Here is a 22,330-nt window from a genome sequence, read left to right as displayed (position 1 = left end):
CTCCTCAGGGTTCCAGGACCGATTCTCGGTACGGGAAGCAGCACCGGCCAGGGCAGCAGCAGGGCATTCAACGGGCATTCGGGTCGCCGCGCAGGAACGCGGTGACCAGCTCCCGGTACTCGGCGGGCCGGTCGTGGGCGATGTCGTGGCCGGAGCCGTCGATCGCGCGGAAGGCGGCGTTCGGCAGCACGTCGGCGTACTCGCGGGCGACCTCGGGCGCCAGGTAGTCGCACGAGCCGCGCAGCACCAGCACGGGCACGGCGACCCGGCGCAGCGCGGGCCGGGGGTCGGCCATCCGGCCGGCGTCGCGCGCGGTCATGACGTTGGCCCAGAACCCCGACCCCGACGGCGGCTCCCGCAGCGGCCGGCCGGGACATCCCGCCCGCATGTCCAGGTCGCCGACGAGGGACTCGAACTCGCCGTCCATCGCCTCGCCCGGCAGCAGCGCGTGGGCGGCGCGAGGCCCCGCGACCTCGACGAGCGCGGCGGCCAGCAGCAAGCGCGGATGGCGGTCCCACAGCGCGCTGTTCTGGTCGCGCAGCCCGCTCGCCGTCAGGTGCCGGTTGTCCGGGAAGGCGGGAGACCACATCGTTCCCGGCGAGGCCACGACCGCGCGGGCGACCCGGTCCGGGTGCGCGGCCAGGTAGGCGGCGACGAGCTGGCCGCCCCAGGAGACGCCGGCCAGCACGACGCGGTCGGCGCCGATCGCGGCCCTGACGGCGTCGAGGTCGGCGACGTGCCGGGCGACCGTGTAGCCGCCCACGTCGGACAGGCGGCCGGACAGGCCCGCGCCCACCTGGTGGTAGGCGTACACGTCGAAGCCCGCGGCGGCGAGCGCGGGCGCAAGCGGCGACGGCTCGGCGTCCGGCGCGCCCGGCCCGCCGTGCACGAGGATCACCGGCGTGTCCGCGCGCTCGCCCTCGGCCGGGGTCCGCGTGTAGGCGATGCGCGAGCCGGTCGGCAGGTCCCAGTACCGCGTGCCGGGCCCGGCCGCCATCGGCCGGGGCGGCGGCCCGCCGAACAGCAGGCCCGCGAGGGGGACGGCCACGGCCGCCAGCTCCGCCCCGGCGACCGCGATCGGCACCCAGCGCCGTACCCGTGAGCCCGCCACGCGCCGCAGCGCCAATCGGCACAACCCCCAGGCCACGCCCGCCAGCGCCGGTGCGGCCACGGTCAGCGCCACGTACCGGTTGCCGCTCGCCGCGGCGGCGGCCCACAGCGCGCCGAGTCCCGCGACGAGCGCGGCCGGGACCGCCACCACGATGAGCAGCCCAGCCGCTGCCCTTGCCCTCACGCCCGCGCGCTTTTCGTCAGCTGTACGGCGCGGTCCATCGCTCGAAGCGCTCATGTCAGGTCAACGGGTGATCATGTCGCTTTTCTCCGCCGTCGAAGAAGGACCGGGGGCGCGGGGCGGCGGTCCGCAAACCTTGCACGTCAGGTGATCCATGGGATTTCCTGACCGGATGAGTGCCGAGCCGTCGTGGGTGCGGGCCTGGACGGGTGGGCTGCCCGCCGTTCATGTCGGCAACGCCGCCGAGTTCAACGCCGCCTTCGGCGGGATCCCGGCCGGGCGTGACCACTACTCGTGCCTGGCGGCCTTCGCCAGCCCGCGGCCCGCCCTCGTCGTGCTGCCGCTGCCCGTACCGGAGTGGTGGGTGCGCCACCTGGCCGGGACGCTGGGCTGGGGCGAGGTGCCGGTACGCGGCGGGATCGCGGCGGACGGGCAGGTGTCGGCGGCTCTGGCGGGCCTGCCCGAGCTCGTCCCGCCCGGGACGGCGGTGCTGTCCTGGGGCCGCTCGCCCGCGTTCGACCGGATCCGGCCCGCCCCCGCCGGGGTGCTGGAGTGCGTCCGCCGCTTCGAGTCCAAACGCGGCTCCCACGAGCTCTTCCGCGAGCTGGCTCCCGGCCATCGCGGGATCCGGATCGCCGCACAGCGCCGGATCGCCGCACGCCGGGAGCTGCGCGGGGCGGCCAGGCCGTACGTGCTCAAAAAGGAGTACGGAGTGGGCGGAACGGGCACCCAGGTCGTGACCACGTCCCCGCCGCCCCGCAGGGTGCGCGGCCTGCTGCTGGAGGAGTACATCGCGGGCGTCGCCGACCCCACGTTCGACGCCGTCATCGCCGCCGACGGGCAGGTGCACCCGGTCGGTACGGGCGCGATGGCGATCGACGGAACCCGCTACCAGGGCGTCACCGTCGGACCTGGCACGCTGCCCGCCGGGCAGGCGCGGACCGCGGCCGCGTTCGGCGCCGACGTGGGTGCGGCACTGGTCCGCCACGGCTACCGCGGCTGGTACGACGTGGACTACGTGGCCGACCGGGCGGGCTCGCTGGTGCCCACCGAGATCAACCTGCGGCTCACCGGCCCCTGCGCGGCCTTCACCATCCAGACGGCGCTGGACGGCCTGCACGGCGCCGGGCACCTGGTGCGCACCCTGGACTGCCTGCCGCTGGGCGCCCGGCTGCCGCCGGCCGCGCTGCGCGAGCACGTCACGCGGCTGGCCGCGCGCTGCCGGGAGCTCGGTGCGATCCTCCTGGTCACCATCCCGACGGCCGCGTTCGACCCCTTTCCCTACCTGGGGATCGCGCTGGCCGCCCGGACGATCGGCGAGCTCGACGAGGCGGAGCGGGCCGTGCGGAACGCCAACGAGGCGCTCGGCGCCATGTTCGTCTGACCCGGCCGCGGGTTCATCTTCGCCGGCCGGAGACGAAGGCGACGAGCACCGCCGCGGCGATCATCAGGGTGACGTTGAATGCGTAGACCAGGGCCGCCTGCTGCGGCCAGTCGGTCTTGGCGGCCAGGCGGTAGAAGTTGTCCTGCGGCCACCACGCCAGCAGCAGCCACGCGAGCGCCAGCCAGGCCGCCGTGGTCAGCGACGCGGAGCGGCCCCGCCGGGCCAGCGCCGAGCGGCCCCGCAGCAGGACCATCACGCCCAGCCCGAACGAGAGGCACTCGAAGAGGTAGAGCCCGAAGAACAGCGCCGCCCAGGGCAGCGGCACGCCGGACAGGTCGGTGGAGTAGGGCCAGAAGACGTTGGTGGTCGCAAAGGCCAGGAAGCCGAACAGGAGCGTGCCCCCGACCACCAGCGAACCGCTCCCGGCCGCCGCGCCGCCGCCCTTGCCGCCCTCGGGCCGCGGCCCCTCCGCCACCGGCAGGGGCAGCGCCGCGACGTCGATCTCGCCCTCCGGCGTGCGCGGCAACGCCGGCACGACCGCGACCACGTCGGGCAGCCGCCGCCGCGGCACCAGCTCCGTCAGGAACTTCGTGAGCCGGCCCGTCTCACCGACCACGACGTAGGCGATCACCTGCTCGCCCTCGACCACGACACACTCGGTCACCGCCGGGTGCCCGGGTAAGCGCTGTTCGAGCCCGCTCTCGGTCAAAGCCGCTCCCGTCGCTCGCCATGGTTTCCGCCGCCGGGCCGCCCGGCCCGTCGATCAACGGTACTCCGCGCCGCCGGCACCGGGCCGCCCGTCCGGGAACCTGTGGCTCGCCCGGACGTTTCTCAGATGCAGGCCGAGCCAAGGAGATCGCGGTGGAAAATCTGTTCCAGTACTTCCCGCTGCTGTTCGTGGCGGTGGGCATACTGATCGTTCTGGTTTCGATCAAGGGGGTCGTCGACCGCGGGCAGTTCGTCCGGCGGGCGCAGCGGGTGCCGGGCGTGGTCAGCGACGTCCGGACCACGTTCACGGGGCAAGGCGAGCACCTGAGAGCGCGGCAGCGGCCCGTCCTGACCTTCACGACCGTGGAGGGGCGGGAAATCACCACCGAGGCGGCGACCACCTCCGGCCTCGGCGTCGGCAACGAGACCGAGGTGCTCTACGACCCGCGGAACCCGACCAGGGCCGTGCCCGCGGCCGACGCCGGCGGGGGCCACGGCGCGATCGTCGTCGGATTCGTCGTCGTCGCCATCGGCCTGGCCTTCTTCGCGGGCTTCGCCGCGTTCTCCGGGTCCTCCGGCTCCTCCGGCCCCGGAGAACGCGACCGGCAGAGCCAGTGCGAGATGCAGCAGGCCGACGGCTCCTTCGCGCCCATCGACTGCCCGCCCGATCTCGACCTCGGCGAGTGATCCTCACACTCGTTCCCGCCGGTCGCGGCGGGTGAGGGTCTAGAACGCGGAATTCAGGGCAGTTCGCCGGTTTTGACGAGCTCTTGGGAGAAGTCATGACCGAAGCCGAGGCCAAAGCGAGACAGGCGGCGGACAGCCCCGCCATGGACAAGCTGGCGCGGGTAGGGCTGGTCTGCCGCGGCGTGCTGTACGGGCTGATCGGAGTGCTGGCCGTGCAGATCGCGTTCGGGGACGGCGGGCGGGAGGCCGACAAGAACGGGGCGATCAGCACGGTCGCGTCGTTGCCGTTCGGGGCCGTGCTCTTGTGGATCATGGTCGTGGGGTTCGCCGCCCTGGCCCTGTGGCAGGCGTCGGAGGCCATCTTCGGCGCCCACGAAGTCAAGGACCGGGTGGAGTCGGCCAGCCGGGTCGCGGTCTACGTGTTCGTGTGCTCCACGCTGCTGACCATGCTGCTGTCGCACAAGACCGCCTCCGACGACCAGCGGACCCAGGACCTCACCGGGAAGCTGCTCGAGTTGCCCGCGGGGCAGGTCCTCGTGGGCGCGATCGGGCTCGGCGTCATCGCGCTCGGCGTCTACTGGATGCGGCACGGCATCAAGAAGGAGTTCCGCAAGGAGCTCAGGCCGATGCCGAGGCGGGCCGGCTCGGTGATGGACCGGCTCGGCCTGGCGGGCTACCTCGCGCGCGGGCTGATCGCCGCGCTGGCCGGCGTCTTCGTGGTCCAGGCGGCCGTCACCTTCGACCCGGACAAGGCCGGCGGCATCGACGCCACGCTCAGGGCGTTCGCCGACACTCCGGCCGGGCCCTGGCTGCTGGTGGTGGTGGCCCTCGGGCTGCTGCTGTTCGCCGGCTACTGCTTCGGAGAGGCCCGCTGGCGGCGTACATGAGGCTGGACGACTGGTTCCTCACCGGCCCCGAGCGCGGGAACGACGCGACCAGGCTCGCCCCCTGGACGGAGGGCAACCTGGTGCGCCCGCTCGTGCACGGGGCCACCTACTTCGCCGAGCTCGCCGAGCGGCTGGCCGGCCTCGGCAAGGACGACCTGCTGCTGTTCTCCGACTGGCGCGGCGACCCCGACGAGCGGCTCACGCCGGACGGCCCCGAGGTGGCGGCCGCGCTGGCGGGGGCGGCCGAGAGGGGAGCCCTGGTCCGAGGGCTGATCTGGCGCTCGCACCTGGACTTCCTGCGCTTCAGCTCGGCCGAGAACCGGCACCTCGGCGAGGACATCGAGGCGGCCGGCGGGCAGGCGCTGCTCGACACCCGGGTGCGGCGTGGGGGCTCGCACCACCAGAAGTTCGTCGTCCTGCGCCATGACCGCCGCCCGGACCGGGACGTGGCGTTCGTCGGCGGCATCGACCTGTGCCACAGCCGCCGCGACGACGCCGAGCACCTGGGCGACCCGCAGGCGGCGCCGATGCCCGGCGCGTACAGTGATCGCCCGCCGTGGCACGACGTCCAGGTGGCGATCAGCGGCCCGGCCGTGGCCGAGGTGGAGAAGGTCTTCTGCGAGCGATGGGAGGACCCGGCGCCGGAGACGCGCCAGCCGTTCAGGCGGCTGCGCGACCGCATGAGCCGGATGGACGACGTGCCGCCGCTGCCGGAGCCCGGCCCCGCGCCGGCGGCGGCCGGGACGCATGCCGTGCAGCTCCTGAGGACCTATCCCCACCTGCGCCACGCCTACCCGTTCGCGCCGGAGGGCGAGCGCAGCGTGGCCAGGGCGTACCGCAAGGTCCTGACGCGGGCGAGATCGCTGGTCTACCTGGAGGACCAGTACCTGTGGTCCACGGAGGTGATCGAGCCGTTCGCCGAGGCGCTGGAGCGCGAGCCGGGCCTGCGAATGATCATCGTGGTGCCCCGCCATCCCGACCAGGACGGCTGGCTGGCCGGCCCGGCCAGCCTGATCGGCAGGTCGGAAGCGCTGGCCCGGCTGATGCGCGCGGGCGACGGCCGGGTCGCGATCTACGATCTGGAGAACCACCGGAGCACGCCGGTGTACGTGCACGCCAAGGTCTGCGTGGTCGACGACGTGTGGGCGAGCGTCGGCTCCGACAACGTGAACCTGCGCTCGTGGACGTTCGACTCCGAGCTGAGCTGCGCCGTCCTCGACGCGGAGCCCGACCCGCGCCCGCCCTCGGGCGCCCGCAGGTTCGCCAGGGACCTCCGGCTCACGCTCGCCGCCGAGCACCTGGACCGCGACCCCGGCGACCTGGACGACCTGCTCGACCCCAAGAGCGCGTACGAGGCGTTCGCCGAGTCCGCCGCGCGGCTGGAGGCCTGGCACCGGGACGGCCGCCGGGGGCCCCGCCCGCCGGGCCGGCTGCGCCCGCATCCGCGGCCCGGACTGGGCCGCGTCCGCCGGGCGCTGGCCATGCCGCTGTACCGGGCGGTCGTGGACCCCGACGGGCGGCCCGCGCGGTTACGCAGATCGAACGAGTTCTGAGCGCCGCCGCCGCTCGCGCGCGTACAGGATGGCCCGGGCGGCCATGACGACGCAGCCCGCGCCGAGCAGCGCGCCCCAGATCACGTCGCTGAGGAAGTGCATGCCGCGATAGAGGCGCGACAGGGCGACGGCGAGCGGGGCGGCGATTCCGAGCGCCCAGATCAGCACCTGGAGCGCTCTGTTGCGGACATGCGAGGTCAGGACGAGCGCCAGCCCGCAGTAGAACGCGACGGCGGCGCTGACGTGCCCCGACGGGAAGCTGGAGGTGGGCGGGGCCGGGTCGATGTGCTCCACGGGCGGCCGGTGCCGGCCGACGGCCTCGGTGGTGGCCAGGAAGATGAGGGACTGGCCCCAGACGGCCGCGACGAGGAAGATCGATTCGCGCCAGCGCCGGTAGAGGAGTCTGAAGCCGATCGCGGCGATCGCGGTGAGCGCCACGATGTAGGGGGTGTCCGACAGGCTGCTGCCGAAGTCGGTGAGGGTGTTCCACAGCGGGGTCCGGCCGGCGGCCAGGCTCCGGCTCACCGACGCCTCGCCGGTGGGCCAGGCGAGGATCGCCCTGCCCACGCCGTACGTCACGGCGGCCATCAGGATCATCGGCAGCAGGATCGATAACGCGTAACGTTTCACTTCTTCTCATCGCTCGCTTTCACGAACTCGGGTTCCACTCCCTCGACCGGCGGCGAGACGGGCCTGCGCCCCTCCTCGCGCCGCCACGTCTCGAACGCCGCCGCCGTCGCGGCGATCACGGCCACGCCCAGCACGATCCCGGCGACCACGTCGCTCACCCAGTGCACGCCGAGCGCGATCCTCGTGTAGCCGACGGACAGCACCACGAAGCACGCGGCGGCCCACGCCACCACCCGCCCCCACCGGGGCAGCAGGGGCAGGACGAGCAGGACGAGCACCCCCGCGCCGAGCGTCACGTTCACCGCGTGGCCCGACGGGAAGGAGTCGCCCGGCGCGAGCGCGACGGGGTCCGGAAGGTGCGGCCTGGCCCGGGCCACGACGATCTTGAGTGCCAGGCCGAGCAGCCCGCCCACGGTGATGGTGGTGACCGCCCAGGCGGCCAGCCTCGGCGCGCCCTTGTACAGCAGCCAGGCGGCGTACGCGATGACCGCGATGCGCCACGGCCACGGCCCGAACAGATCCGTCCACACGATGAGGAACCTCGTCACCCCGGGATGGGTGAGGGCGTACTCGTGCAGATACCGCGCGGCCTCCGCGTCCAGTCCGTTGACGGGCATCTTGGCCACGACGAGCAGCAAGGTGAACGGGATCATGACGAGCGCCACCGCCACGCTGGCGAGGGTCAGTCGCAATCCCAGTCCGCGGTCGCCATGGATACTCATTCGCGCACGGCTACCCCGGCACGCGGGATTGATTCCTCCGCCTGAAATCCGGCGCCCGGGGTAGTCCGCCACGCATGTCCCCCATCGTGGCGGTCGTCGCGCACCGCAAGAAGACTCTCGGCGCCGGTCTGGACAGATTACGCGTGCTCATCACCGAGGAGGGCGTCGGCGAGCTGCTCTGGTACGAGGTGCCCAAGAGCAAGAAGGCGCCCAAGAAGGTCCGGCAAGCCCTCGATCAGGGCGCGGAGCTGGTGTTCGTCTGGGGCGGCGACGGCATGGTGCAGCGCTGCGCCGACGCGATGGCCGGCTCCGGCGTGCCGATGGCCGTGCTCCCCGCCGGCACGGCGAACCTGTTCGCCGCCAACCTCGGCATCCCCGCCGACCTCGACGAGGCGGTACGGATCGGCTTCCACGGCCGGCGCGAGAAGCTGGACCTGGGCGTGCTCAACGGCGAGCACTTCGCGGTGATGGCGGGGGCCGGGTTCGAGGCCGAGATGATCGCCGAGGCGAGCGGGCGGGCCAAGAAGCGGCTCGGCAAGCTGAGCTACGTCAAGGCGGCCGTCCGGCACGTCGGCGAGCCGCTCGTGCCGATGAAGATCAAGGTCGACGGGACGACCTGGTTCGAGGGCCGGGCGAGCTGCCTGCTGCTGGGCAACGTGAGCACGATCGCCGGCGGCGTCGAGGCGTTCGACGACGCGCGGCCGGACGACGGCTGGCTGGAGGTCGGCGTCTCGACCGCCAAGGGGCCGCTCGCCTGGGGGCGGGTGATCGGCAGGATGGCCGCGGGGCGTTCCGAGGACTCGCCGTTCGTCCGGATCACGCGGGCCAGGAAGGTGTCGGCCCGGTTCGGGGTCCCGCTGATGTACGAGCTCGACGGCGGGGAGCGCGAGCCCACCAGCCGGCTCAAGGCCAAGGCCGCCGCGGGCGCGCTCACGGTCTGCCTGCCACCGGACGAGCCCGAGCCGGCTTGACGATCTTTCCCGTAATCCCTACTGTTAATGTAGGTATTAGCGCTCCACCGGGGGAGGCGTCGGCTTCCCCCGGCGGACCCCGGTCTGGCGGGAGGGGCGATGCGGCGCGTGACCAGGGGAGAGCGGGGCGGGGTCGGGGTGAGCGCTGTCGCGGTGATCGGGGCCGGTCCCACGGGGACGTCCGTCGTGGAGCGGATCTGCGCCAACGCTCCCGAGCTGCTCGGAGACCACCTGCTGGACGTGCACGTGGTGGACCCGCACCCGCACGGCGCGGGCCGGGTCTGGCGCGCGGGCCAGCCGGACCTGCTGTGGGCCAACTCGGCGGCGGCCGACATCACGGTCTTCACCGACCGGTCGGTGCGCTGCGAAGGCCCGCCGCGTCCCGGGCCGTCGCTGGCCGAGTGGCTCGGGAGCGAGCCCGGGTACTTCGCGCCGCGCCCGGTCCTCGGCCGCTATCTCTCCTTCGCCTTCGAGCAGGTGGCGCGGACCGCGCCGCCCAACGTACGGGTGCGCCTGCACCGGGCCACGGCGGTCGGCCTGGCCGACGTGCGCGGGGGACAGCGGGTGGAGCTGTCCGGCGGGGGAGCGCTGGAGGTGGACGCGGTGGTGCTCGCGCAGGGCCACCAGGGCGCGCTGCCCTCGCCGCCGGAGGCGGAGGAGCTCGCCTTCGCCGCCCGGCACGGCCTGGCCTACCTCCCCGCCGGGTACGCCGCCGACCTCGACCCGGGCGTGATCCCGGCCGGGGAGCCGGTGCTCGTACGGGGTGCCGGGCTGGCGTTCGTCGACCTGCTGACCCTGCTCACGTCGGGACGCGGCGGGCGCTTCACCGAACACGGCGGCGAGCTGCACTACGTGCCCGGCGGGTCGGAGCCGCGCCTGTACGTGGGGTCGCGCAGGGGAGTGCCGTACCACGCCAAGACCGGCTACCGGCTCGCCGCGCCACCGCCCGGACTGCCCAGGTTCGTCACCTCGGGCACGCCCGCCGGGGAGCTGCGGCGGGCGGTGGCCAAGGAGCTGGCGTACGCGTACTACTTCGAGCTGTTCAACGGGCACCCGGCACGCACGCGGACGGGCTGGGAGGCGTTCGAGCCCGCCTTCGCGCAGGCCGAGTGGGGCGGGAAGGAGATGCGCGCGCTCGTCACCAGGTCGGTGCCGCGCTTCGCCGACCGGCTGCGGCTCGACCGGCTGGAACGGCCGCTGCGCGGGATGCGCTTCGGCGACCTGGCCGGGCTGGGGCGCTGGATGGGCGGCTACCTGACGGCCGACCTGGAACGGCGGGCCGACCCGGCGCACAGCGCGGACCTGGCCCTGATCCACGGCCTGAACGCGCTGCGCGGGGTGGTGCCGGCCGACCCCTGGTTCCAGGGCCTGTACAACTACCTCGCCAGCGGGCCGCCCGCGTCCCGGCTGGCCGAGCTGCGGGCGCTGGCGCGGGCCGGCGTGGTCACGTTCCTGGGCGAGGGCATCCGGGTCGGGCGGGACGAGCGGGCAGGGGTCTGGCGGGCGGTCGGCGCGAGCGTGCCCGGCGCGGTGGAGGCGCGGGCGCTGGTGGAGGCCCGGCTGCCGGAGCCGACCGTGGCGCGCAGCACCGACCCGCTCCTCGGCGCGCTCTTCGCCCGGGGCGAGTGCCGCGAGGAGTCCGGCCTCCTGGACGTCCGCCTCCCGGACCGCCGCCTCGTCGCCCGCACCGGCGCCGTCCACCCCCGCCGCTTCGCCCTGGGCCCGTGGACCGCGGGCGGCCCTGGGATCGCCGGCTTCGCCCGGCCGGGCGCCGACGCCCCGCTGTTCCGCCAGACGGACGCCCTGGCCCGCGCCCTCCTGGGCGTCACGACCGCCGCCCGCCTCCGCCCGGCGGCCTAGGGTCGCCGGTTCAGCTCAGGGCGCGCTGGGGCGCCGGCGCCTCCGCCTCCGCCTCCGCCGGATGGGTGACGGTGGCCATGGTGGTGGCCGTGGTGGTGGCCATGGTGGTGGCTGTGGTGGTGGCCATGGTGGTGGCTGTGGTGGTGGCCGTGGTGGTGGCTGTGGTGGTGGCCGTGCGGACGAAGGCGGCGACGGCCGGTGAGCGGCTGTGGTGCGGCCAGGCCACGGTGAGGGTGAGCGGCGGCAGGTCGCTGACCGTCCGGTACGCGATGCCGGGCCGGGGGTGGCGCGGCGCGACCGAGGCCGGGGGAAACCAGACGATGCTGCCCACCTCGACCAGGTTGAAGATCTCTGCCAGGTCCAGGCGTCTCGGCCGGGTCCCGGCCGTCGCCGGGCAGGCTTCCCGGCCGTCGGCGGGTGTCCCGTCGGGCAGGGTCCTGCCGGTCAGGTCGGCCAGGCGCAGGCACGAGCGGGAGGCCAGCGGATCGGAGGCCGCCAGCGCGACCAGCCGGGGCTCGGTCAGCAGCGGCTCGACGTCCAGGCCGCGTACGTCAAGGGGTTCGTCAAGAGGGGCGGGCACCAGGGCGACGTCCGCGCGGCCGTCGTGCAGCGCCGCCAGCTGGTCCCCCTTCCCGCCCAGCACGAGCTCCACCGGGAGGGCGGCCGCCTCGCGCCGGTACGCGTCGAGGATCCGCGGCAGCAGCCCGCCGTCGTAGTCGGCCTTCAGCGCCAGGCGCAGCCCGGGGTCGGACCGGCCGGCGTGCCGGGCCCGCCGGGCGGCCGCGGTGACCGCGTCGAGCGCGATCCGGGCGTCGCGCAGCAGGGTCTCGCCGGCGGAGGTGAGCGCGACGTGGCGCGTGGTGCGCTCCAGCAGCGGCACGCCCAGCTGCCGCTCCAGGGCCCGGATCGCGCGGGACAGCGGCGGCTGCGCCATGCCGAGCCGCTCCGCCGCGCGCCCGAAGTGCAGCTCCTCGGCGACGGCCACGAAGTAGCGGAGCTGCCGGACCTCCAAGTCATTCATACCTCGACAGTATCAATGGCGATCGAATCGGTCCTTCAGGTCTGCCGCGGCGCCCGGTTGACTGGCTCCCGTCCTTCCCGTCAACACTTCCCTCCAGGAGTTTTCATGATCGTCGTCACCACGCCCACCGGCAAGATCGGCCGCCAGGTCCTCGACCGCCTCATGGCCGCCGGCGCGCCCACCCGGGTGATCGCGCGCGAGCCCGACCGGCTGCCCGCCGCGGTGCGCGCGTACGCCGAGGTCGTCGAGGGCTCGCACCGCGAGCTCGACGTGGTCACCAAGGCGTTCGCCGGCGCCCGCACCGTCTTCTGGCTGGTGCCGTCCGACCCTCGCTCCGCGAGTGTCCATGCCGCCTACGCCGGCTTCAGCCGGCCCGCGTGCGAGGCCATCGTGTCCCAGGGGGTCGAGCGCGTGGTCGGAGTCTCGGCCCTGGGCCGAGGGACGCCGGTGGCCGGGAACGCCGGGTACGTGACCGCGTCCCTCGCCATGGACGACCTGATCGCGAGCACGGGCGTGAGCTACCGGGCGCTGGCGATGCCCTCGTTCATGGACAACCTGCTGCGCCAGACCGAGCTGATCAGGAACCGGTCCATGTTCACCTCGCCCATCTCCGGCGATCACAAGGCTCCGAGCTGCGCCACCCGCGACATCGCCGCGGTCGCCGCCGAGTTGCTGCTCGACGACACCTGGAGCGGCGTCGAGGAGGTCCCGGTGCTCGGTCCCGAGGACATTTCCTTCGAGGACATGGCGCGGATCATGTCCGAGGTGCTGGGCCGTCCGATCCGCTTCGAGCAGTTGCCGGGCGAAGCGTTCAAGGCCGGGCTGGTGGGCTCGGGCATGTCCGAAGCCATGGCTCAGGGGATGCTCGACATGGCGCTGGCCAAGGACGCCGGCCTCGACAACGGCGCCGTCCGCACGCCTCGGGCGAGCACCCCCACCACCTTCCACCAGTGGTGCGAGGACGTGCTCAAGCCGGCCGTCCTCGCCTGACGCAGGTGCTCACACGCTGCGCAGGACCGAGACCACGATGCCCAGCACCACGGCGTCGTCGCCGTCGATGACGTCGTAGGCGGGGTTGCGCGGTTCGAGGAGGACGTGCCCGCCGCGCCGCCGGAACACCTTGACCGTGGCCTCGCCGTCGATCATCGCGGCGACGATCTGGCCCGAGTGGGCCTCGGGCTGCTGCCGCACCACGACCATGTCGCCGTCGCAGATCGCGGCGTCGATCATCGAGTCGCCCCGCACCCGCAGGGCGAACACGGTGCCGCGCCCGGCGAGCTCGCGGGGCAGGGTCAGCATGTCGTCCACGTGCTGGTCGGCCAGGATGGGTGTGCCCGCGGCGATGTCGCCGACCACGGGGACGCTCACCACGTCGCCGGCGGGCTCCGGCGCCGCGGCCCGCAGGAACAGCCGCACGTCGATCGGCCGGGTCATGGTCGCGCCCCGGCGCAGGAACCCCTTCTCCTCCAGGCTCTTCAGGTGCTTCGACACCGAGGAGGACGACCGCAGCCCGACCGCGTGGCCGATCTCGCGAGTGCCCGGGGGATAGCCGTACCTGACCACCCAGTCGCGGATCATGGCCAGGATCCGCTGCTGGCGCGGTGGCAGGGCCGAGAAGTCCAGATGCTCGAACGCGTCAGGATCGTCGTAGGTGGTCACCTGCGAAATGCTAGAGGCAGGCCCGGTCAGGCGGTCACCTGGAGCACGATCTTGCCCTGGACGTGACCCTCTTGGGCCCGTTCGCGTCTCGTGGTCGCGGGCCGGGCGGCGGCGGCGCGTCGGCCCCGTGCTCAACGGGCGACGTGGCCGACGCGGAAGAAGCCGTCCGGGTCGTAGGCCCGCTTGACCTCGCGCAGCCGCCGGAAGTCGCCGCTCGCGAACGCCGCCGCCGTCCTGGCGGGGTCGGCCAGGAAGTTGAGGAACGTCCCGCCGTTGGCGTACGGGCGCAGCTCCTCCGCCAGCCCCGGCACGACGGTGTCCACGATGACCGACAGCTTCGTGCCGCGGTGGCTGACCGGGCCGGCGTCCTGGCCCGGGCGGGCCATGGCGCCGCCCCAGTGGCGGATCTCCACGGTCTGCGCGTGCTCCGCGGCCCGCACCAGCGTGCCGATCACCTCGTCGGGCACCGTCTCGAACATGTCCATGTGCCGGTTGGGCGTGCCGCCCATGGAGGTGGCCGCGTACGTGCTGGGGCGGGTCTCGTCCAGCAGCGCCGGACCGGCCGCCCGCCACAGCGGCGCGAGCAGCCGCCTGGCCTCCTCGGCCTCGCCGGCGTGCACCACCTTGACCATGACGACGTGCCTGCCGCGCACCGCCTCCGGCGCGTCGTCGGGCATCCGCCTGAGCACCACCGCCGTGCTGATCTCGTCGGGGGCGTCCTCGATCCAGCTCCGGTACGCGGTCAGCGTCTCGGCCGCCGCCTCGATCGGGAAGTACGCGAACCCCGAGAACACCCGCTCGACCGGGTGGAGGCGGAACTCCAGCGAGGTGACGACGCCGAACCCGCCACCGCCGCCGCGCAGCGCCCAGAACAGCTCGGGGTGGCTGTCCGCGCTCGCCACGACGTGCCGGCCGTCGGCCAGCAGCACCTCGGCGCGCACCACGCTGTCGGCCGCGAACCCGTGCTTGCGCGCCAGCCACCCGAGCCCGCCGCCGAGCGTGTAGCCGGTGACGCCGACCGACGGCGACGACCCCGACAGCGGCGCCAGCCCGAACGGCGCGGCGGCCGCGACCACCTCGCCCCAGAGCGCCCCGGGCCCCACCCGGGCGATCCGCCGGTCCGGGTCCACCAGGACCGAGGCCATGGGGGAGGTCCTGACCAGGACGCCGCCGTCGCACGCCTCGTGCGTGCCGTGCCCGGTCGCCTGCACCGCGAACGGCACCCCGTGCTGCCGCGCCGCCAGCAGCGCGCCGCGCAGGTCGGCCACGCCGTACGCCTCGGCCACCAGCGCCGGGCGGGCGTCCACGCGCGGGTTGAGCGAGCGGCGCAGCTCCTCATAACTGGCCTCGCCCGGCAGGTGGACGGTCCCGGCGAACCCGGGAAGCGAGATCTCGTCCTGGACGGTGTACGGCTGGCTCATCTCTCGGCCCTTCTCTCCTGTGATCTGGGATCACTGTGCTGGAGGGCGCTTACGGCTTCGTTCCCGTCGACTTACCGCGGCCCTTAAGTCCCGAGGATCCTCGCAAGCGGCGGTGACAAAATCCGCCCGCCGTCTCCGTCTCCGCTACGCCGCGGGACGTACGGTCGGGCGGTCCGCCGCCCCCCGGACTACACCGCCGGTCGTACGGCGCGGCCGGACTGATCCGCCGTCGTCAGGTGACGGGCACGATCTCGGCGGCGGTCAGGACGCCGTTCTCGATGGTGAGCAGGCCCAGCGTGCCGTGCGGCTGGCGGCGGCGGTCGGTGGGGGAGCCGGGGTTGAAGATGCGCAGGCCGCCGCCCGACTCGTCCAGCGGGATGTGCGAGTGGCCGAAGACGACCAGGTCCGCCTGAGGGAAGCGGCGCCGCAGGCGGTCCAGGCGCCCCTTGGCCGGGCCGCTGTCGTGGATCATGCCGATCCGCAGCCCGTCCAGGGTCAGCTCCAGCGTCTCCGGCGCCACCACGTCCGGGCCGTCGTTGTTGCCCTTCACGACGTGAACGGGGGCGTACGCGGCCAGCTCGTCCAGCACGGAGGCCACGCAGACGTCGCCCGCGTGCAGGATGACGTCCGCGCCGCGCAGGTGCTCGGCGACGCGGGGCGGGCAGGAACGCCAGCGCCTGGGCGCGTGCGTGTCCGACAACGCGACGACTCTCACGACCGTCCCCTGCCCACTCCTCCTCCGATGGACCCGCTCGCCCCCGGCGCAGCCGACGATCAGGTAACCGGCCAGGAGACGCCCGCGGGCCGGGAGGTTCTAAGATCGACCCGTGCAGGAGCCGGACATTCACGCCATAGCCGCCCGACTGGCCGAGGTGCCCGGGGTGGTGGCCGTCGTCCTGGGTGGGAGCCGGGCGCGCGGCACGCACCGGCCGGACTCCGACATCGACCTCGGCCTCTACTACCGGGGACCGCTCGACGTGGAGGGTCTGCGCGCCCTCGCGCGGGAGGTGACCGGCGAGCCGACCGAGGTGACCGAGCCGGGCGGCTGGGGGCCGTGGGTGGACGGCGGCGGCTGGCTCACCATGGACGACTGGCGGGTCGACTGGATCTACCGCGACCTCGACCGCGTCCACCGCGTCTGGGACGACTGCCGCCAGGGCCGCTACGAGATCGGCTTCCAGGTCGGCCACCCCCTCGGCTTCTACTCCCACGCCTACGCCGGCGAGGTCGCCCTGTGCCAGGTCCTCGCCGACCCCACCGGCGAGCTCGCCGCCCTGCGGCGGGAGATCGCGGACGAATATCCGCCCGCGCTGCGCCAGGCCCTGATCGAGCGGCTGTGGGAGGCCGACTTCGCCCTGATGATCGGCGGGTACGGCGCCAAGGGCCAGGACCCGGCGTACGCGGCCGGTGCGCTGTTCCGGGTCGTCGGCGTCGCCTGCCACGCCCTGCACGCCGCCGACGGCGCCTGGCTGATCAACGAGAAGGGCATGGTCGCCTCGGCCGCCCGGCTCCCTTCCGCCCCGCCCGGCTTCGGCGAGCGGGCCCAGGCGCTGCTGGCAGAGGTGGGGCGCACCCCGGAGGAGATCGCCCGTACGGTGGACGCCGCGGCGGCCCTCGTGGCGGACGTGCGAGCCGCGTGTGGCTGACGGGATAGCCTGACCCGGTGCGAATCGGCGTGAACGTTCCCAATTTCGGCCCCGGCACCAACCCCGGCGTGCTGCGCAGCTGGGCCCAGACGGTCGAGGGGCTCGGATACGACCTGCTCATGGTCTCCGACCATGTGGCGATCACCTCGGACGTCGCCGAGCAGTATCCCGCGCCGTTCTACGAACCGTTCACGACCCTGGCCTGGCTCGCCGGCTCCACCACGCGGATCGGGATCGGCACCACGGTGCTCATCGTGCCGTACCGCCACCCGCTGCTCGTCGCCCGCATGGCGGCCAACCTCAACGACCTCAGCGGCGGGCGGCTGGTGCTGGGCGTGGGGATCGGGTGGGCGCGGCAGGAGTTCGAGGCGCTGGGGGCGGTGTACGAGCGGCGCGGCAAGGTGACCGACGAATACCTCGCCGCCATCCGCGCCGCCTGGGCCGACGAGGACGACTACCGCTCCGGCGGCGGCGTGCCGATCTGGGTCGGCGGCGGCAGCGAGGCGGGGCTGCGCAGGGCGGTGCGCTACGGCGAGGGATGGCACCCGCTGCGGAACACCCTGCCCTGGCTGCGCGAGCACTGGTCGCGCCTGAAGGAGATCGCCGCCGAGGAGGGCCGGCCGGTGCCCGCCCTGACGCCCAGGATCCTGCTGCGGATCACCGACGAGCCACTGGCGGAGCGGCGCGCGGGCGAGGGCACGATCGAGCAGGTCATGGCCGACCTGGAGGAGCTGCGGCTGCTCGGCGCGGAGGCGGTCGTCCTCGACCCGTTCCACACGGAGCCGGACGAGACGCTGCACCCCGAGGCGGCCTGGGAGATGCTCGCCGCCGTGGCCGCCCGCCGCGCCTGAACGAGCCGCGCCTCAGGCCCGGCTCGCCTCAGCGCGGCTCGCTTCAGGTCCGGCTCGCTTCAGGTCCGGCTCGCGGGATCCTCGCGAGCCGGCAGCCGGGCCGCCAGCTCCTCCAGGTCGCCGACGAACCAGACGTGCCCGCCCCGGTTCGACTCGACCACCCAGTCACGCAGCGCCGAGCTGGCGGCGGTGAAACGGGAGATGTCCCCCACGACGGCCAGCCCGACCCGGTAGTTGACGAACTTCTGCGCGATCTCGCCCGCCACGCCCGTGCGCAGCGCGAAGAAGTCGTCGTGCAGCCGCCCGGCGGGGACGGCCACCCAGCTCGCGCCCCTGCCGAAGGCCTCGCCGAGGAGGTCGAGCGCGTCGCGGGTCTCGCGCAGCGGCTCGCCGTGCGGCTCGCAGACGTATACGCGGTCGTCAAGCATGTGAGGTCTCCAGGAAGTCCATGATCTCTTGAGTGTGGGCGTGGAGCAGGTGGCCTCCGGCGAGGCGTAGATCCCGGCCATGGGCCTCACTCCCGTACCAGCGCGTCGATGATCCTCAGGACCTGGGCGCTGTCCTCCAGCCCGCCCAGCACGATTACCTTCAGGTGCTCGCGCTCCTCGTCGTAGACGAACTCCACGCGCAGCCCATGGGGCCGGCTCGCCAGCGACCCCAGGACCATCGTGCTGACCCGGTCCATGTCGCCCCTGGCGATGCCGTCGATCTGCACGATGCTCGACGCCTCCGCGCGGCGGGGCGCGCGGATCGGCGTGCCGGTGAAGGCCGCCAAGTCCTCCTTGGCGATCCGGTACTGCTTGCCGATGCGCACGGCCGGCAGCCGCCCGTCGCGTACGTAGTTGCGGACGGTCTTGACGTGCAACCCGAGCAGGGACGCCACCTGTTCGACGGTGTAATGCTCCATATCGCTCCCTATGATGGCACACAATAGGGAAGGATAGGGAGTGCATGAAACCGATGAAAGTGGGCATAAAGTGATCTTCTACCCGGCCCACTAGTCTCACCGTTCATGACCCGCCTCAGCCCGGCTCTCGGGCCGCTCACCCTGCGCCAGCGCTGGCGGAGGGCCCGCCTCCAGGCCTGCTCCTGGTCCCTGACCGGCGCGTACCGGCTGGGCGCGATGCACCCCGCCATCTGGCGGCTCGTCGCCCGGAGCTACCACCCGGCCTTCGACTGGCTGGCGGCCCGGCACGCCAGGCTGGCCTGCCAGTTCGCCGCCGTGGACGTGCCCGCCTACCGGCACTTCCTGCGGGCGAACGGCGCCGGGCACGCCAGGCGGCTGGCGGACTTCCCCGAGACCAGCAAGCAGAACTACGCCGCCGTGTACGACGAGGAGAGCCGCTGCCAGGAGGGCAGACTGCACCGGCCCGGCGTGATCGTGGACGAGTCGTCGGGGTCCAGCGGCAAGCCGTACAACTGGGTACGCGGGCCGCGCGAGCTCAAGGGCATCTACCGCAACGCGGCCGGCTACATCGAGCTGGTCTTCCCCGGCAGGCGGCTGTTCGTGATCAACGCGTACTCGATGGGCGCCTGGGCCACCGGCACCACCACGGGCACCGCCATGGCGCGCGTGGCGATGGTCAAGAACACCGGCCCCGACCTGGAGAAGATCGCCGACACGCTGGAGCACTTCGGGCCCGGCTACGACTACGTGGTGGCCGCGTACCCGCCGTTCCTCAAGCACCTGCGCGACCGCCTGGACGAGAGCGGCTTCCCGTGGGCGGACTACCGCATCCGCGGCATGGTCGGCGGCGAGGGCATGACCGAGGCGCTGCGCGACTACCTGGAGGAGCGCTTCGAGGAGGTCCGCTCCGGCTACGGCGCCAGCGACCTGACGATCGGGATGGGCGCCGAGAGCGGGTTCAGCGTGTGGCTACGCAGGCGCCTGGCCACCGACCGGGGGCTGCGCGAGCTGTTGCTCGGGCCGGGGGAGCAGCGGCTGCCGATGATCTTCCACTACAACCCGCTGGAGACGTTCCTGGAGGTCAACAGCGAGGGCGAGCTGCTGTGCACCATCAACACCAAGAGCTGCCTGCAGCCCAAGCTCCGCTACAACGTCGGCGACGAGGCCAGGCTGCACACCCTCGCCGACGTCAAGCGGGCGCTCGGCGCCGACGCGTACGAGCGCGCGTGGACCGACGAGCGGATGAACCTGCCGCTGCTGTTCCTGTTCGGCCGCAAGGACTCGACGATCTCCTACATGGGGGCCAACCTGTATCCGCAGGACGTCGAGTACGGCCTCTACCAGGGCAACCCGTACGCGGCCGCGATCAACCGGTTCTGCCTGTCGCTGGAGGAGCTGCCGGGCCTGGAGTACCGCCCGGTGATCAACATCGAGCTGCGCGGCCCCGGCGCCGCCGACCGCGGCGAACTCGCCGAGATCTGCCGCAAGGGCGTGGTCGCCCACCTGAGCGCCGTCTCGCGCGACTTCGCCGAGTCGCTCAAGGAGGACCCGACGGCCGCCGACCTGCGCGTCAAGGTCTTCGACCCGGGCGAGGGGCCGTTCGCCGGGCTCACGAAGATGAAGAACGTCTACCTGGTGAAGGACGCATGAGGACCACGGACTTCAGCAAGGCCCCGCCGCAGGGGCGGGCGACGGCGATGTTCGTCGGCGCGACCCGCTACCGGGGGCCGCTGTCGATATTCACGCTCACCCTGACGTGGTTCCGCATGGTGCGGGACATGAAGCGGATGCGCGGCTACTGCTGGCACAAGGTCTACTGGGAGTTCCCGTTCACGCTGGGCACGCTCGCGTTCTTCGAGGACCGCGACGCGCTGCTGCGCTTCGCCCGCAGCCGCCACCACCGCAAGCTCATGCAGTGGGTGACGGACGGCACCAGGAACGCCACCGGCGGCTACATCCGGCTCTACAACGCCGAGCCGGAGGGCTACAGCAACGGGGTCTGGCGCGCGGAGGGCGGGCCGATGGCGCACATCGAGACGTTCACCCCGCTGTCCACGGAGCTGTCCGTCGAGGACGGCGAAGGTCCCCGGGTGAGGCGCGGGTGACGCTGCATCCCGTTGAGAGCCGCCGTGACCTGCGCGACTTCCTCTCTCTGACCGACCGCGTCTACGCGGGCGAGCCGCGCTTCATTCCGCCGCTGCACGCGCAGGTACGCGCGTGGCACCGGCAAGGGGTACGGCTGTTCCTGCTCAGGCGGCGCGGGCGGGTGGTCGCGCGGACCACCCTGCACACCGACGCCGCGCTGGACGCCAAGCTGGGCCGGGCCACGCAGCTGTTCGGGCTGACCGAGTTCGCGGAGGAGGCGGCGGAGGAGCTGTTCGACGACATCCTCGCGGCCGGGCGCACCGCCGGGAAGGAGGCGGTGTTCGGGCCGGTGTCGCTGCTGCCCAACCAGGCAGGCGGGGTCATCACGTCCGGGTTCGGCGAGCGCGGCTTCATCGACAGCGCCTGGAACCACCCGTACTATCCGGTCGCGTACGAGGCGTGCGGCTTCGCGCGCCGCTTCGAGTCCGACACCTGGATCTGCCCGGTGCCGGAGGAGCCGGTGTTCGCGTTCGACGACGGGCGGATCGCGGCCGAGGGGCTGCGCGTGCACCGAGGCGACCGGCGGCGCGTGGCGGAGCAGCTGCCGATCCTGCGGGAGATGCTGAACGCCAGTTTCGCGCAGCTCGGCTACTACACGGAGATCTCGGCGGAGCAGCTCGCGGCGCAGACGGACGGGCTGGCGTACCTGCTGGACGAGTCGTTGCTGCTGTACCTGACGAAGGGGGAGCGGCCGGTCGCGTTCGTGCTGTGCTTGCCCGACATTTCGCGATTTATCGCGAAAATTCGTGGCAATCTCCACCTCCTGAACCAGCTCCGCCTGCTGGCCACCCGATCCCGCTACCGCAGCGAGGCCGTGCTCATCATCAAGGGCACGGTCCCCGGGGAGCAGGGCCACGGCTACATGCGGCTGCTGTCCCGGGAACTGCACGACGGGCTGCGCCGGGGCGGCTACCGGGCGCTGCGCAGCACGTACGTCGAGCGCACGAACCCCGGATCCGCCGCCCAGTACACCGCGATGGGCGGCCGCCCCCTGCACGGCTACACCTTCTACGAGAAGGGCCTGACGGCGTGAAAGACCGGCTGCGGCCGCTGGAGCCGGACTTCTGGCGGGCCCCCAGCGCCCACAACACCCAGCCCTGGACCCTCACCTACACGGACGACGGGGCCGAGGTCGGCTGGGACCCCTCACGCGCCCTGCCCATCAGCGACCCCACGGGCCGCGACCTGCGCCTGAGCCTGGGCGCGTTCGTGGAGTGCTGCCTGATCGTCTGCGCCGACGCCGGCCTGTCCGTCGGGTTCCGTCCCGATCCGGGGCCGCGCCGGGTGGGTGTCCTGTACGCCGCCGCGCAGCCGTACCGGACGCCCTTCACGACGGCGGACGTCCGGGCGCGCGGGGCCAACCGCGGCGAGTACCACCCGGGACGCCTGCCGGACCCGCTGGTCGCGGAGCTGACCGGGATGCGGCGGCTGGCCTGCCGCGACCTCGCGGACCTGCTGCACGCGGCCGACCTGCACCAGTTCGGCGACCGGGAGGTGACGCGGGAGCTGCGCGCCTGGCTGCGGCTCACCCGCCGCCACCGCCGCTACCTGCTCGACGGCCTCACCGACCGGGCCCTGTCCCTCAGCAGGGCGGAGGCCATCGGCCTGCGCGCCTCGCTCGCCCTCTACCCGGCCCTGCGCCCCCTGGGCCTGCCCCGGGTGCTGGCCGGCGCTTCGCGGGACCTGCTGGACTACGACGGGGACGTCCTGGTGCTGGTGGGGGCGGTCGAGGACGAGCTGGAGCTGGGGCGCGTGCTGATGCGGCACTGGCTCACCCTGTCCGCCCACGGCTACGCCACGCACCCGCTGAGCCAGATCATCGACTGCGAGCCGACCAGACGGACGCTCGCGGACCGGCTGGGCGTCGCGGACCCCCGTACCCTCCTCCACGTGGCCCGGGTCGGCCGCCCGGCCTCCCCCGCCACTCCCTCCTCCCGCCTCCGCCCCTGACCACCGCGGTCTGATTACGTCGTGGCCAAGACCCGTT

Annotated in this window: 23 protein-coding genes; 13 read left to right on the top strand and 10 right to left on the bottom strand. The window is 73.4% G+C overall.

Going from position 1 to position 22,330, the window contains the following annotated elements; translation table 11 throughout:
- Nucleotides 1-67 precede the first annotated feature (67 nt).
- Entirely contained in the window at nt 68-1,294 is a 1,227-nt protein-coding gene (locus H4W80_RS10370) for an alpha/beta fold hydrolase (protein ID WP_192784897.1), read from the bottom strand.
- 169 nt (nt 1,295-1,463) lie between these two features.
- Between H4W80_RS10370 and H4W80_RS10365 the strand changes: the two genes are divergently transcribed.
- The gene (locus H4W80_RS10365; protein ID WP_192784896.1) at nt 1,464-2,675 is read left to right on the top strand and encodes an ATP-grasp domain-containing protein; all 1,212 of its coding nucleotides are present in this window, start codon (nt 1,464-1,466) and stop codon (nt 2,673-2,675) included.
- A 13-nt stretch (nt 2,676-2,688) separates the two neighbouring features.
- Here the strand turns inward: H4W80_RS10365 and H4W80_RS10360 are convergent, their stop codons facing one another.
- Nucleotides 2,689-3,384, bottom strand: a complete 696-nt coding sequence (locus H4W80_RS10360) for an AMP-binding enzyme (RefSeq protein WP_192784895.1) — start codon at nt 3,382-3,384, stop codon at nt 2,689-2,691.
- A 152-nt stretch (nt 3,385-3,536) separates the two neighbouring features.
- Here H4W80_RS10360 and H4W80_RS10355 point away from each other — a divergent pair, with 152 nt between their 5' ends.
- The 3 genes from H4W80_RS10355 to H4W80_RS62605 all read left to right on the top strand — a co-directional run bounded on the left by H4W80_RS10355 (nt 3,537) and on the right by H4W80_RS62605 (nt 6,510).
- The gene (locus tag H4W80_RS10355) at nt 3,537-4,070 is read left to right on the top strand and encodes a DUF3592 domain-containing protein (RefSeq protein ID WP_192784894.1); all 534 of its coding nucleotides are present in this window, start codon (nt 3,537-3,539) and stop codon (nt 4,068-4,070) included.
- A gap of 95 nt (nt 4,071-4,165) precedes the next feature.
- Complete coding sequence (locus H4W80_RS10350; protein ID WP_192784893.1) at nt 4,166-4,957, top strand: DUF1206 domain-containing protein; 792 nt, start codon at nt 4,166-4,168, stop codon at nt 4,955-4,957.
- Nucleotides 4,954-6,510: a phospholipase D family protein gene (locus tag H4W80_RS62605; protein WP_192784892.1), complete on the top strand. Its 1,557-nt coding sequence runs from the start codon at nt 4,954-4,956 to the stop codon at nt 6,508-6,510. The genes H4W80_RS10350 and H4W80_RS62605 overlap by 4 nt, the downstream gene beginning before the upstream one ends.
- Here H4W80_RS62605 and H4W80_RS10340 read toward each other — a convergent pair.
- On the bottom strand, nt 6,487-7,140 hold the full coding sequence (locus H4W80_RS10340) for a phosphatase PAP2 family protein (protein WP_192784891.1): 654 nt from the start codon (nt 7,138-7,140) through the stop codon (nt 6,487-6,489). The genes H4W80_RS62605 and H4W80_RS10340 overlap by 24 nt on opposite strands.
- Nucleotides 7,137-7,832 carry a phosphatase PAP2 family protein gene (locus tag H4W80_RS10335; protein WP_225963351.1) on the bottom strand — a complete coding sequence of 232 codons (696 nt, stop codon included), beginning with the start codon at nt 7,830-7,832 and terminating at the stop codon, nt 7,137-7,139. The genes H4W80_RS10340 and H4W80_RS10335 overlap by 4 nt, the downstream gene beginning before the upstream one ends.
- Before the next feature lie 104 nt (nt 7,833-7,936).
- Here H4W80_RS10335 and H4W80_RS10330 point away from each other — a divergent pair, with 104 nt between their 5' ends.
- Both H4W80_RS10330 and H4W80_RS10325 read left to right on the top strand, forming a co-directional pair.
- Complete coding sequence (locus H4W80_RS10330; RefSeq protein WP_192784889.1) at nt 7,937-8,833, top strand: diacylglycerol/lipid kinase family protein; 897 nt, start codon at nt 7,937-7,939, stop codon at nt 8,831-8,833.
- A gap of 99 nt (nt 8,834-8,932) precedes the next feature.
- On the top strand, nt 8,933-10,693 hold the full coding sequence (locus H4W80_RS10325; RefSeq protein WP_192784888.1) for an FAD/NAD(P)-binding protein: 1,761 nt from the start codon (nt 8,933-8,935) through the stop codon (nt 10,691-10,693).
- Nucleotides 10,694-10,703: 10 nt separating this feature from the next.
- Here H4W80_RS10325 and H4W80_RS10320 read toward each other — a convergent pair whose 3' ends face one another.
- Nucleotides 10,704-11,714: a LysR family transcriptional regulator gene (locus H4W80_RS10320; RefSeq protein ID WP_192784887.1), complete on the bottom strand. Its 1,011-nt coding sequence runs from the start codon at nt 11,712-11,714 to the stop codon at nt 10,704-10,706.
- Between the two features lie 105 nt (nt 11,715-11,819).
- On the opposite strand from H4W80_RS10320, the gene H4W80_RS10315 reads away from it, so the two are divergent.
- Complete coding sequence (locus H4W80_RS10315) at nt 11,820-12,704, top strand: NmrA family NAD(P)-binding protein (protein WP_192784886.1); 885 nt, start codon at nt 11,820-11,822, stop codon at nt 12,702-12,704.
- A 9-nt stretch (nt 12,705-12,713) separates the two neighbouring features.
- Here the strand turns inward: H4W80_RS10315 and lexA are convergent, their stop codons facing one another.
- The 3 genes from lexA to H4W80_RS10300 form a co-directional block, all read right to left on the bottom strand.
- Nucleotides 12,714-13,322 carry a transcriptional repressor LexA gene (gene lexA / locus H4W80_RS10310; protein ID WP_225964696.1) on the bottom strand — a complete coding sequence of 203 codons (609 nt, stop codon included), beginning with the start codon at nt 13,320-13,322 and terminating at the stop codon, nt 12,714-12,716.
- A gap of 182 nt (nt 13,323-13,504) precedes the next feature.
- Nucleotides 13,505-14,794 (bottom strand): FAD-binding oxidoreductase, encoded by a 1,290-nt coding sequence (locus H4W80_RS10305; protein WP_192784884.1) that lies wholly within the window; start codon nt 14,792-14,794, stop codon nt 13,505-13,507.
- 232 nt (nt 14,795-15,026) lie between these two features.
- Nucleotides 15,027-15,509 (bottom strand): metallophosphoesterase family protein, encoded by a 483-nt coding sequence (locus H4W80_RS10300; protein ID WP_192784883.1) that lies wholly within the window; start codon nt 15,507-15,509, stop codon nt 15,027-15,029.
- A 112-nt stretch (nt 15,510-15,621) separates the two neighbouring features.
- Between H4W80_RS10300 and H4W80_RS10295 the strand changes: the two genes are divergently transcribed.
- Both H4W80_RS10295 and H4W80_RS10290 read left to right on the top strand, forming a co-directional pair.
- On the top strand, nt 15,622-16,440 hold the full coding sequence (locus tag H4W80_RS10295; protein WP_318786788.1) for a nucleotidyltransferase domain-containing protein: 819 nt from the start codon (nt 15,622-15,624) through the stop codon (nt 16,438-16,440).
- A 17-nt stretch (nt 16,441-16,457) separates the two neighbouring features.
- Nucleotides 16,458-17,291 carry an LLM class flavin-dependent oxidoreductase gene (locus H4W80_RS10290; RefSeq protein WP_192784882.1) on the top strand — a complete coding sequence of 278 codons (834 nt, stop codon included), beginning with the start codon at nt 16,458-16,460 and terminating at the stop codon, nt 17,289-17,291.
- A 59-nt stretch (nt 17,292-17,350) separates the two neighbouring features.
- On the opposite strand, the gene H4W80_RS10285 is transcribed toward H4W80_RS10290, so the two are convergent.
- Both H4W80_RS10285 and H4W80_RS10280 read right to left on the bottom strand, forming a co-directional pair.
- Nucleotides 17,351-17,719 carry a DUF4180 domain-containing protein gene (locus tag H4W80_RS10285; RefSeq protein ID WP_192784881.1) on the bottom strand — a complete coding sequence of 123 codons (369 nt, stop codon included), beginning with the start codon at nt 17,717-17,719 and terminating at the stop codon, nt 17,351-17,353.
- A gap of 86 nt (nt 17,720-17,805) precedes the next feature.
- Nucleotides 17,806-18,198, bottom strand: a complete 393-nt coding sequence (locus H4W80_RS10280) for a helix-turn-helix domain-containing protein (protein ID WP_192784880.1) — start codon at nt 18,196-18,198, stop codon at nt 17,806-17,808.
- Nucleotides 18,199-18,303: 105 nt separating this feature from the next.
- Between H4W80_RS10280 and H4W80_RS10275 the strand changes: the two genes are divergently transcribed.
- Genes H4W80_RS10275 through H4W80_RS10260 form a run of 4 tightly spaced genes read left to right on the top strand, consistent with a single transcriptional unit; the run spans nt 18,304 to nt 22,293 of the window.
- Nucleotides 18,304-19,848, top strand: coding sequence for a phenylacetate--CoA ligase family protein (locus tag H4W80_RS10275; RefSeq protein ID WP_192784879.1), 1,545 nt, complete (start codon nt 18,304-18,306; stop codon nt 19,846-19,848).
- The gene (locus tag H4W80_RS10270) at nt 19,845-20,303 is read left to right on the top strand and encodes a DUF4188 domain-containing protein (RefSeq protein ID WP_192784878.1); all 459 of its coding nucleotides are present in this window, start codon (nt 19,845-19,847) and stop codon (nt 20,301-20,303) included. The genes H4W80_RS10275 and H4W80_RS10270 overlap by 4 nt, the downstream gene beginning before the upstream one ends.
- Nucleotides 20,300-21,376 (top strand): hypothetical protein, encoded by a 1,077-nt coding sequence (locus tag H4W80_RS10265; RefSeq protein WP_192784877.1) that lies wholly within the window; start codon nt 20,300-20,302, stop codon nt 21,374-21,376. Before H4W80_RS10270 ends, H4W80_RS10265 begins: the two co-directional genes overlap by 4 nt.
- Entirely contained in the window at nt 21,373-22,293 is a 921-nt protein-coding gene (locus H4W80_RS10260; protein ID WP_225963350.1) for a hypothetical protein, read from the top strand. Before H4W80_RS10265 ends, H4W80_RS10260 begins: the two co-directional genes overlap by 4 nt.
- Nucleotides 22,294-22,330: the final 37 nt, after the last annotated feature.

It is taken from the genome of Nonomuraea angiospora (genome assembly GCF_014873145.1).
GTDB lineage: Bacteria > Actinomycetota > Actinomycetes > Streptosporangiales > Streptosporangiaceae > Nonomuraea > Nonomuraea angiospora.
This window is presented reverse-complemented; position numbering and strand designations above follow the sequence as displayed.

Bases quoted from the DNA above. Each gene is read 5' to 3' on its own strand.
- H4W80_RS10270 (WP_192784878.1), top strand. From the start codon at position 19,845: ATGAGGACCACGGACTTCAGCAAGGCCCCGCCGCAGGGGCGGGCGACG.
- H4W80_RS10315 (WP_192784886.1), top strand. From the start codon at position 11,820: ATGATCGTCGTCACCACGCCCACCGGCAAGATCGGCCGCCAGGTCCTC.
- H4W80_RS10325 (WP_192784888.1), top strand. From the start codon at position 8,933: ATGCGGCGCGTGACCAGGGGAGAGCGGGGCGGGGTCGGGGTGAGCGCT.
- H4W80_RS10275 (WP_192784879.1), top strand. From the start codon at position 18,304: ATGACCCGCCTCAGCCCGGCTCTCGGGCCGCTCACCCTGCGCCAGCGC.
- H4W80_RS10320 (WP_192784887.1), bottom strand. From the start codon at position 11,714: ATGAATGACTTGGAGGTCCGGCAGCTCCGCTACTTCGTGGCCGTCGCC.
- H4W80_RS10350 (WP_192784893.1), top strand. From the start codon at position 4,166: ATGACCGAAGCCGAGGCCAAAGCGAGACAGGCGGCGGACAGCCCCGCC.
- H4W80_RS10330 (WP_192784889.1), top strand. From the start codon at position 7,937: ATGTCCCCCATCGTGGCGGTCGTCGCGCACCGCAAGAAGACTCTCGGC.
- H4W80_RS62605 (WP_192784892.1), top strand. From the start codon at position 4,954: ATGAGGCTGGACGACTGGTTCCTCACCGGCCCCGAGCGCGGGAACGAC.
- H4W80_RS10280 (WP_192784880.1), bottom strand. From the start codon at position 18,198: ATGGAGCATTACACCGTCGAACAGGTGGCGTCCCTGCTCGGGTTGCAC.
- H4W80_RS10305 (WP_192784884.1), bottom strand. From the start codon at position 14,794: ATGAGCCAGCCGTACACCGTCCAGGACGAGATCTCGCTTCCCGGGTTC.
- H4W80_RS10365 (WP_192784896.1), top strand. From the start codon at position 1,464: ATGAGTGCCGAGCCGTCGTGGGTGCGGGCCTGGACGGGTGGGCTGCCC.
- H4W80_RS10285 (WP_192784881.1), bottom strand. From the start codon at position 17,719: ATGCTTGACGACCGCGTATACGTCTGCGAGCCGCACGGCGAGCCGCTG.